Origin of the sequence: Burkholderia sp. Ac-20392, from assembly GCF_017104585.1 — a bacterium.
In the GTDB taxonomy this organism is placed as follows: Bacteria; Pseudomonadota; Gammaproteobacteria; order Burkholderiales; family Burkholderiaceae; genus Burkholderia; species Burkholderia lata.
The window spans coordinates 1-9,126 of the sequence record NZ_JAAGPB010000348.1 but is presented as its reverse complement, the minus strand read 5'-3'; the positions used below and the strand labels follow the sequence as shown (position 1 = coordinate 9,126).

General features: G+C 67.5%; 8 protein-coding genes. 2 read left to right on the top strand and 6 right to left on the bottom strand.

Annotation, left to right across the window (positions count from 1 at the left end):
• Positions 1–91: 91 nt before the first annotated feature.
• Positions 92–694, top strand: coding sequence for a cob(I)yrinic acid a,c-diamide adenosyltransferase (cobO, locus tag G3N99_RS28420; RefSeq protein ID WP_206124048.1), 603 nt, complete (start codon positions 92–94; stop codon positions 692–694).
• A gap of 2 nt (positions 695–696) precedes the next feature.
• On the top strand, positions 697–2,001 hold the full coding sequence (locus G3N99_RS28415) for a cobyrinate a,c-diamide synthase (RefSeq protein ID WP_206124047.1): 1,305 nt from the start codon (positions 697–699) through the stop codon (positions 1,999–2,001).
• Between the two features lie 147 nt (positions 2,002–2,148).
• Here the strand turns inward: G3N99_RS28415 and G3N99_RS28410 are convergent, their stop codons facing one another.
• From G3N99_RS28410 to G3N99_RS28385, 6 genes are all read right to left on the bottom strand, one after another.
• A complete protein-coding gene (locus G3N99_RS28410; RefSeq protein ID WP_174936941.1) occupies positions 2,149–3,312 on the bottom strand; it encodes a M20 aminoacylase family protein in 1,164 nt (387 codons plus the stop codon).
• A 360-nt stretch (positions 3,313–3,672) separates the two neighbouring features.
• Complete coding sequence (locus tag G3N99_RS28405) at positions 3,673–4,080, bottom strand: type II toxin-antitoxin system VapC family toxin (RefSeq protein ID WP_346778503.1); 408 nt, start codon at positions 4,078–4,080, stop codon at positions 3,673–3,675.
• A complete protein-coding gene (locus tag G3N99_RS28400) occupies positions 4,077–5,093 on the bottom strand; it encodes a GNAT family N-acetyltransferase (RefSeq protein WP_174934171.1) in 1,017 nt (338 codons plus the stop codon). Before G3N99_RS28400 ends, G3N99_RS28405 begins: the two co-directional genes overlap by 4 nt.
• Positions 5,093–5,932, bottom strand: a complete 840-nt coding sequence (locus tag G3N99_RS28395) for a formyltransferase family protein (protein ID WP_174934173.1) — start codon at positions 5,930–5,932, stop codon at positions 5,093–5,095. The genes G3N99_RS28400 and G3N99_RS28395 overlap by 1 nt, the downstream gene beginning before the upstream one ends.
• Before the next feature lie 86 nt (positions 5,933–6,018).
• Positions 6,019–8,280 (bottom strand): TonB-dependent siderophore receptor, encoded by a 2,262-nt coding sequence (locus G3N99_RS28390; protein ID WP_174982143.1) that lies wholly within the window; start codon positions 8,278–8,280, stop codon positions 6,019–6,021.
• Between the two features lie 22 nt (positions 8,281–8,302).
• The coding region (locus tag G3N99_RS28385; protein ID WP_206124046.1) for a SidA/IucD/PvdA family monooxygenase at positions 8,303–9,126 on the bottom strand (824 nt) is incomplete at its 5' end.

Here is a 9,126-nt window from a genome sequence, read left to right as displayed (position 1 = left end):
GGCCCCAAATCCATCCAGGACGGTGTGACGGTCGCACTCGCCGGCCCGCTCTGAACCCTTTGTTTCGCTTTCTTTCGACAGGACGAATCCGATGAAAACCGACGCCGAATCCCATCAACGGATGACCGAACGCCGCCGTGCGGGCCACGAGAAGAAGCAGGCCGCCGCCGTCAACGAAAAGGGCCTGCTGATCGTCAACACCGGCAACGGCAAGGGCAAGAGCACGGCCGCATTCGGCATGGCCGTGCGCGTGCTCGGCCACGGCATGCGGCTCGGTGTCGTGCAGTTCATCAAGGGCGCGCTGCACACGTCCGAGCGCGACTTCCTCGGCGCGGTGGCCGAATGCGATTTCGTGACGATGGGCGACGGCTACACGTGGAACACGCAGAACCGCGACGCCGACATCGCGACCGCGCGCAAGGGCTGGGACGAGGCACGCCGGATGATCGAGAGCGGCGACTACCGGATGGTGATCCTCGACGAGCTGAACACGGTGCTGAAGTACGAATACCTGCCGCTCGACGAAGTGCTCGCGACGCTGGCCGCACGTCCCGGTTCGGTGCACGTCGTCGTGACCGGGCGGCATGCGCCCGATGCGCTGATCGATGCGGCCGACCTCGTCACCGAAATGCGGCTCGTCAAGCATCCGTACAAGGAACAAGGCGTGAAGGCGCAGCGCGGCGTGGAGTTCTGAGCATGCCCGCCTGCCCCGCGCTGTTCGTCAGTGCGCCCGCGTCGGGCCAGGGCAAGACGTCGGTGACGGCCGGCCTCGCGCGGCTGCACCGCCGGCTTGGCCGGCGCGTGCGCGTGTTCAAGACCGGGCCCGATTTTCTCGATCCGATGCTGCTCGAACGCGCGAGCGGTGCACCGGTGCATGCGCTCGATCTCGGGATGGTCGGCGAGGCCGGCTGCCGTGCGCTGCTGGCCGACGCCGCGCGCGAGGCGGACCTGATCCTGATCGAAGGCGTGATGGGGCTGTTCGACGGCACGCCGAGCAGTGCCGATCTCGCGGCCGCGTTCGGCGTGCCGGTCGTCGCGGTAATTTCCGCGAAGTCGATGGCGCAGACGTTCGCGGCGATCGCGTTCGGGCTCGCGCGGTTCCGGCCGGGGCTGCCGTTTCACGGCGTGCTGGCGAATCGCGTCGGGTCGGAGCGGCACGCGGAATTGCTGCAACAGGCACTGCCCGGCGATTTGCGGTGGCTCGGGCACGTGCCGGCCGATGCGGGCATTGCGTTGCCGGAGCGGCATCTCGGCCTGCACCAGCCGAGCGACATCGACGATCTCGATGCGCGCCTCGATCGCGCGGCCGACGTGCTGGCGCAAACGGCGCTTGCCGAGTTGCCGCCGGCCGTTGCGTTCGCGGAACCCGATGCAGCAGCGCCGCTGCCGCGTGCGCTCGCCGGCAAGCGGATCGCGGTGGCGCGCGATGTGGCTTTTTCGTTCATCTATCCGGCGAATCTTGCGTTGCTCGACACGCTCGGTGCGCACGTGCAATTCTTCTCGCCGCTCGCCGACGAACCGGTGCCGGACGATTGCGACGCGCTATTCCTGCCGGGCGGCTATCCGGAACTGCATGCAGCGACACTCGCGGCGAACGCCGCGACCGCGCGATCGATTCACGCGCACGCAACGGCCGGCCGGCCGATCGTCGCGGAATGCGGGGGGATGGTGTATCTGTGCGAATCGCTGACCGATGTGGACGGCGTGACGACGCCGATGCTTGGACTGTTGCCGGGTCGGGCGACGATGCAGCGCCGGTTCGCGGCGCTCGGCATGCAGCAGCTCGATACGCGCAGCGGGACGATGCGTGGGCATACGTTCCACTATTCGCGGCTCGCGACGCCGCTCGAACCGGTCGCGAACGCTGCGCGCCCCGACGGCGCATCGGGCAGCGGCGAAGCCGTCTATCGACGCGATGCGATCGTCGCGACGTACATGCACATGTACTGGCCGTCGAATCCGGAAGCGGTCGTGGCGCTGTTCAGCGGCGACATGATCTAGATCGAACCGGTGGCGGATCGCGTCATCCGACGCGATAGCGATATGGCCCACCGGAACGTCATCGAATCATGTCGCGGCCATCCCCCGTTTCCGGATGACCGATGCAGTTCGACATAGACGCGGCGTGGTCCATACCGCGACCTTCCGTCAAACCAGGAACGACTCCGCCAGCTTCACCCAGTACGACGCGCCGGTCGGCAACGCTGCGTCGTTGAAATCGTAACCGGGGTTGTGCACCATGCAGCCACCCTCCCCGTCGCCATTGCCGATGATCAGGTAGCAGCCCGGCCGCTTCTCGAGCAGGAACGCGAAATCCTCGCTGCCGGTGAGCGGCACCATCCCGTCGATCAGGTTCGCGTCGCCCACCCACTCGCGTGCGACGTTGCGCGCGAACGCGGTCATTTCCGCGTCGTTGACGAGTACCGGGTAGCGGCGCTGGTAGTCGATCGTCGCGGTCGCGCCGAACACGGCCGCCTGCGCATGCACGACTTCCTTGATGCGCGTTTCGAGCAGGTCGCGCACCTCCGGCTTCAGCGCGCGCACCGACAGGCGCATCTGCGCGCGATCGGGAATCACGTTCGGCGCCTCGCCCGCATGGATCGCGCCGACCGTGACGATCGCCATGTCGAGCGGCGACACGTTGCGCGACACGATCGTCTGCAGCGCGATGACGATCTGCGCGCAAACGACCACCGAATCGACCGTCTTGTGCGGCACCGCACCGTGGCCGCCATGGCCCTGCACGTCGACGATCACCGTATCCGACGACGCCATGAACGACCCCGGCAGGAAGCCGAACTTGCCCGTCGGGAAGCCGGGCATGTTGTGCATCGCGAAGATCGCGTCGCACGGGAACAGCTCGAACAGCCCTTCGTCGAGCATCTTCTTCGCGCCGCCGAGCCCTTCCTCGGCCGGCTGGAAAATCAGGTTCAGCGTGCCCGAGAAGCGGCGCTCACGCGCCAGATGCTTCGCGGCCGCGAGCAGCATCGCGGTGTGGCCGTCGTGGCCGCACGCGTGCATCTTGCCGGCGATCTTGCTCTCGTACGGCAGGCCCGTGGCCTCGTGGATCGGCAGCGCGTCCATGTCGGCGCGCAGGCCGAGGCGCTGCGTGCCGTCGCCGACCTTCAGTTGCGCGACGACGCCCGTGCCGCCGAGCCCGCGATGTACCGTGTAGCCCCACGACTGCAGTTGCTCCGCGACGAGGTCGCTCGTCGCGAATTCCTCGAAGCCAAGCTCGGGGTGGGCATGGATGCGATGCCGGATCTCGATCATTTCGTCGGCGAGGCCTGCGGGAATCACGCTGTGCGTCACGGTGTCGTCTCCTGTCCTGTGGGGAATATGCAGGCAAGGATAGTGGGTTCGACGGCAACCGGGCAGACGGAAAGTCGTCGTGGTAGCAACCCGTAGTTGCCGCTGGTTCATCACCCAGGACGAACGTGATCCGATTTTCGGGACGATTGTCACAGGCACGCGCGGTCAGCCGAACCGTGCGTCCATCTTCGGTTTCCGGCTCTCGGAGCGTCGACGGTCAGCCGATGAGGAAATGACAAAATCTCATTTCAATCAATGATTTGCGACGTTTTGTTCACTTTTCACCCGTGCACGATTTTTGCGTACGCCGGCTGAAAAGTGACCACGTTCCGACACGGGCGCATCCTGGCCCGGCCGCGCTCAGGCCGCCCAGTCTTCGAGCGACAACCCGGCGACACGGCCGAACGCGCGGCTGTTATGGGTGACGAGCACCGCGCCGGCCGCGATCGCATGGCCGCCGATCGACGCGTCGTTCGCGCCGATCGGCGCGCCCCGCGTCGCAAGATCGGCACGAATCGCGGCCGTTGCATCGACGGCCGCCGTATCCCACGACAGCACGCCGTCCAGCCGTGAAACAACGGCCGTCACGAGTTCCGCATGCTTCGGCGGCGCCTTCCCGCCGACCGCGCCGAACCGCATTTCGGCATAGGTAATCGCCGAGACGACCTTCACGACGCAGGCCGCGTGGTCCATATCCCGGACGGCCAATGCCCGCGGGCTGCGATGCCGCGCGCCACATCGCGCGGCACCGCGTACCCGCGCCGTCACGGCAATTTGAAAGTGTCGAAGAATGTGTCGCGCTCGATGACGGTGAGCGCCGCGCGCTTGTGCGGGAAGTCGAATTCCTTCAGCGTGTAGAACCCGAGCCGGTGCATGTACGCGATGTGCCGCACGTGATCGACGCGCGGTTCGCCCACGAGCCGCTGCGTGCGCGGTTCGTCGACGAACATGTAGTGCAGCACCCCGCTCCACCATGCATGCAGCTTGCCGGCGCTCTGGAAGCGCGAATCGCCGATCAGCAGGTGCAGCCCGCGGTCGTAGTCGTGCGCGTCGTAGAACGGCGCGAGACGGTCCTCCTTCGCCCAGTAGAACTCGAAATAGCCGAACGGCGTGTCGTCGAAATAGCCGATCATCGGGTGCATGTGCGGATCGGCGAGCCGCTCGGCGAGGTACGCCGCATGCTCGTCGCGCGTGCCGCGCTGGTCCCAGAAATGCGCGACGCGATCGAGATTCATCCAGCCGCTGAACAGGTCCGCGTGCGCATCGACGTCGACGGTGCGCAGGCTGAACGTCATCCCGACCTGCGGCATGTAGCGTGCATAGATCTCGCCGGCCGGCGACGGCGGCCGCACCGGGTGCCGGTGGCCATTCGTGATCACATGGCGCAGCGGCATGCCGCCCGACGCGGGCGCCTTCAGCCACGGCCGCGGGTTCTGCCAGAACGTCGCGCGCGACACGGTGACGCGCAGCGTATCGCCGGCGACCTGCGCGCCGTCGATCACGCCCTCGCGCACCGCACGTGCGACGTACGACGCGACGGCTGCCGCATCGGCGCCGCCGAGCGGCACCGTGATCGTCGCCGCGTCGTAGCGCGTATCGGTGTTGAACAGCGCGACGAACGCCGCGAGCAAACCGTCCGGCGAGTCGTCGGGCCGCCACGCGTCGAGCGTGTGCTCGACGACAGTCAGCGCCTGCCCGTGTGCGGCGCCGTCGAGCGCGGCGGCCACTTCACCTTCGACGGCATCCGCGGCGCCGGCCGGTTTCGTCAACGTGTCTTCCATCACAGTGCTCCCGCGTCATGGCGGTCGGCGAGGACGTGCAGCCCCCGCTCGAGTGCCGGAAACAGGCTGCGCTGGAAGTTGTTCCAGCGCAGTTCGAGAATCGTGTCGTCCGGTGCGATCGGCGTATCGAGCACGTCGCAGATCACCTCGCCGGAATCGATGCCGTTGTCGACGTAGTGGAACGATGCGCCCGTCATCATCACGGGCTCGATGGACGACGTCGCGCCGCTCGCCCAGTCGACCCGTTCGCCGCGCGCGCCATGCAGCGCGTCGAGCGTCGCCCATGCGCCGCGCCGCTGGAACGGCGAACCGTCGGCCGTGATGCCCGGGTGGATGTTGGCGATGCGCCGGTGAAAGCGCGCGCCGGGCCGCACGAGCTCGTCGAGGATCACGAGCAGCCCGTCGAGCACGACGACGTCGGCGTCGAGTTCGAGCAGGCGCTCGAGCAGGCGGCGTTCGAACGCCTGCTTACCGGCCACGCGCTCGCTTGCGTCGCGGGGCAGCCGCCGGTACGTCGACGGAATCGAGCAGAACAGTTCGTCGACCGGCCGGCCCTGCACCGCCAACCCTTCCGGCAGGATCCACGGGCGGCCCGGCGTACGGGCGAAGCCGTAGTCGGCGACTTTCGCGCGGTCGGCCGGCGAACCGTCGTCGTCGTCGACGATCACGCCCTTGAGCGTGTAGCGTTCGCCGAGCGGCGAGTCGTTCAGGCGCTCGACGAGATATTCGAGCGGCGCCTTCATGTAGCGCGTGCCGCCCTGATAAGCGACCGGCTGCCCGGCACGATCGGCCGCGCCGTTGCGCAGCGACTGGATGTAGACGAGATTTTTCTTCGGCATGGATGCGTCGTGGAAAAGCGGACGAAGGCGCCGCGGCCCGCCCGCGCCGGCCACGAAGGCCGGCCGGCGGGCCACGGCGCGCATCGTCACCAGTTGTATTTCGCGGTCGCGATCACGGTACGGTCGGTGCCGAACACGCAGACGTTCGACGACTGGCAACCGCTGATGTAGTGGCGGTTGAACAGATTCGTCCCGTTCACGGCGAAGCGCCAGTTACGCGTGTCGTAGTGCACGCCCGCGTCGAACAGCGTGACGCTCGATACCGTCAGCGAGTTGTCGGCCGCACCGGCCGATGCGCTCTGGTAACGAATGCCGCCGCCGAGACCGAAGCCCGCGAGCGCCCCCGTGTGCCAGGTCCAGTCGGTCCACAGCGACGCCATCTGGCGCGGACGCGGGATGTCGACCGGCCAGTTGTTCAGCGACACGTCGTTGGCCTTCACGTTCTTCACGTCCTGGTACACGTACGATGCGATCACCGACAGGTTCGGCGTGACCTTGCCGGTCGCGCTCAGCTCGATCCCGCGCGAACGCACCTCGCCCGTCTGCACCGACTTCGTGCCGGTCGGGTCCTGGCTCGGCAGCGCGGTCGTGAGCACGTTGGTCTGGTTGATCTGGTAGATCGCCGCGTTCAGCATCAGGTTCTTGCCGGGCGGCTGCCAGCGCAGACCGGCCTCGATCTGCTTGCCGCGCGTCGGCTGCGGCAGCCCGCCACCGACCAGGTTCACGCCGATCAGCGGGTTGAACGACGTCGCGTAGCTGACGTACGGCGACAGCCCGTAGTCGCCCTGGTACGTCAGGCCGACGCGGCCGGTGAACGCCGTGACGTCCGCCTTCGTCGACGTGCCGGCCGCGCGGTCGTCCATCCGCATGTTGACCCAGTCTTCGCGGCCGCCGAGCGTCAGCGTCCAGCGGTTCCACTTGATCTGGTCCTGCGCGTACAGGCCGAACGTGTTCATCGTCGTGTACGTGTTGGTGCGGAACGTCGAGTCAGGCGTGAACACCGCCGTCGTGACGGGCAGGTAGACCGGGTTGTAGATGTTCAGCGGCGGCGCGGCAGCGAGCCATTCGCTGTCGGTCGCGGTCTGGCGGTTGTACTGGAACCCGAGCAGCAGCGTGTGCTGGAGCGGCCCCGTCGCGAAGCGACCCTCGAGGTTGTTGTCGATGTCGAAGCGGCTGTAGTTCATCTGGAACACGCCGGCCCAGCGCGACACGTCGGTCGTGCTGCCGTCGACGAAGCCGTTGCCGAATACCGAGCCGTTGTCGAGCGACAGGTGCATCAGGCGCGTGTTCTGGCGGAACGTCCACGCCGGTGTCAGGTTCCGCTCGAACTGATAGCCGACCGACCACTGCTTCTTGCGGTAGTAGTTGAAGTTCGGATCGCCTTCGTACACGTCCTTGTTGATCTGCCCGTTCGGGTTCGGCAACACCGTGCCCACCGCAGGCAGGAAGTTCGACGAGATATCGCCCCAGTCCTGCAGATACGTGGCCGACAGCGTCAACGACGTATCCGCGTTCGGACGCCAGCGGAACGACGGCGCGAGCGCGACGCGCTGGTCGTTGTTCGGGCCGGTCAGCGCGTTGCCGTCGCGGGCGACGCCGACGAAGCGGTACGCGTACTTGCCGTCCGGGTCGAGCTTGTCGCCGACGTCGATCATGAACTGCTTGCGCGCGTAGTTGCCGATCTGCACGCCGGCCTCGCGTACACGCTCGCCGTCGGCGAGCTTGGTCTGCACGTCGACGATCGCGCCCGGGTCGCCCGCACCGTACAGTACCGACGTCGGCCCGCGCAGCACGCTGATGCTGTCGATCATGTACGGATCGACGCGCCAGCTCGCGAGGTTGATCGTGTTCGGCACCTGCAGCCCGTTCACATACGCGGTCGGCGTGAAGCCGCGCAGCGCCGCGTACCAGTCGGAACGGTTGTCCGAGCCGTACGACGAGAAGCCCGGCACGTAGCGCAGCGCCGCGTTCACGTCGGTCGCGCCGGTCATCTCGATCTGCTGCGCGGTGACGACGTTGATCGTCTGCGGGATCTCGTTGATCGACGTACTGGTCTTCGTACCGGTCCGGCTGCGCTTCGCGACGAGCCCGACCGTACCGTCTCCTTCCGAGGCTGCGTTGACGTTGATCGTCGGCAGCGTGCCGGTCGATGCGCCGGTCGATGCACTCGCCGCCGCACCGTTCTGCGCACTGCTGGTCGACGCCGCTGCGCCTGCGTTCACGGCCGGCGCCGTCTGGGCATGTGCCTGCCCTGCCGCCACACCGAACGCCACGCTCGCCGCGGCTGCGATCGCACGCAAACGCGTGCCTGTTGCCCACTCCATCTTTCTCTGCTCCACTTTTTTCATGCGGTCTCCGACCGCGCCTTTGTCAAAGAGCGAAAGCCATCCGGCCCGCGCTCGCCCCGCTTTCCTGTCGTTTTTCCTGTGATGCCCGGGCCGCGCCTTCTTCATGGGCGGGCGCGATCCCGTCTTCGAGCGACGCGCAGATTTCGTCCGCGCGGCGCGCCAGTACCGACAGCAGCGTGTCGGACAGGCCGTGGCTGTCTTCGCAGCAGCCTTGCAGGTAGATGCGCGGCGCGAAGTGATCGGGCGTCGCGAGCAGGTAGTCGCGCGTCACGTCACCGCGCGCAAGCGCGTCGCCCAGATGCGGCGCGAGCCCTTCGAGCAGCGCCGAATGCGTGTCGCGGCGGTAGCCGGTGGCCAGCACGAGCGCATCGAAGCGCTCGACGCGCGTGTCGCCGCTCATCCGGTCGCGCAGCGTCAACTCGATGCGGCCGTCGGCGGTGCGCGCCGCGCCCTCGATCGCGCTGTTCGCGAGCAGCGCATGACGCGCCGTGCCGTCGATGCGCTGCAGGTACAGCATTTCGTAGATCTGTTCGATCAGCGGCCGGTCGACCACCGCGTAGTTCGTGTCGCGATAGCGCTCGAGCAGCGCGCGACGCGCGTCGTGCGGCTGCGCATAGACGACATCGGTGAACTCGGGGCTGAAGATCTCGTTTACGAACGGGCTGTCGTCCGCCGGCTTCAGTGCGCCGGCGCGCATCACGAGGCTCGCGTCGACATGCGGGAAGCGGCGCGCGAGATCGATGAACACCTCGGCCGCGCTCTGCCCCGCGCCGATCACCGCGACGCGGCGGCGCTCGCCGTCCGGCGACGCGACGAGCCGGTCGATGTCGGTCAGGTACGACGACA

Bases quoted from the DNA above. Each gene is read 5' to 3' on its own strand.
- cobO (WP_206124048.1), top strand. From the start codon at position 92: ATGAAAACCGACGCCGAATCCCATCAACGGATGACCGAACGCCGCCGT.
- G3N99_RS28415 (WP_206124047.1), top strand. From the start codon at position 697: ATGCCCGCCTGCCCCGCGCTGTTCGTCAGTGCGCCCGCGTCGGGCCAG.
- G3N99_RS28395 (WP_174934173.1), bottom strand. From the start codon at position 5,932: ATGCCGAAGAAAAATCTCGTCTACATCCAGTCGCTGCGCAACGGCGCG.
- G3N99_RS28390 (WP_174982143.1), bottom strand. From the start codon at position 8,280: ATGAAAAAAGTGGAGCAGAGAAAGATGGAGTGGGCAACAGGCACGCGT.
- G3N99_RS28400 (WP_174934171.1), bottom strand. From the start codon at position 5,093: ATGGAAGACACGTTGACGAAACCGGCCGGCGCCGCGGATGCCGTCGAA.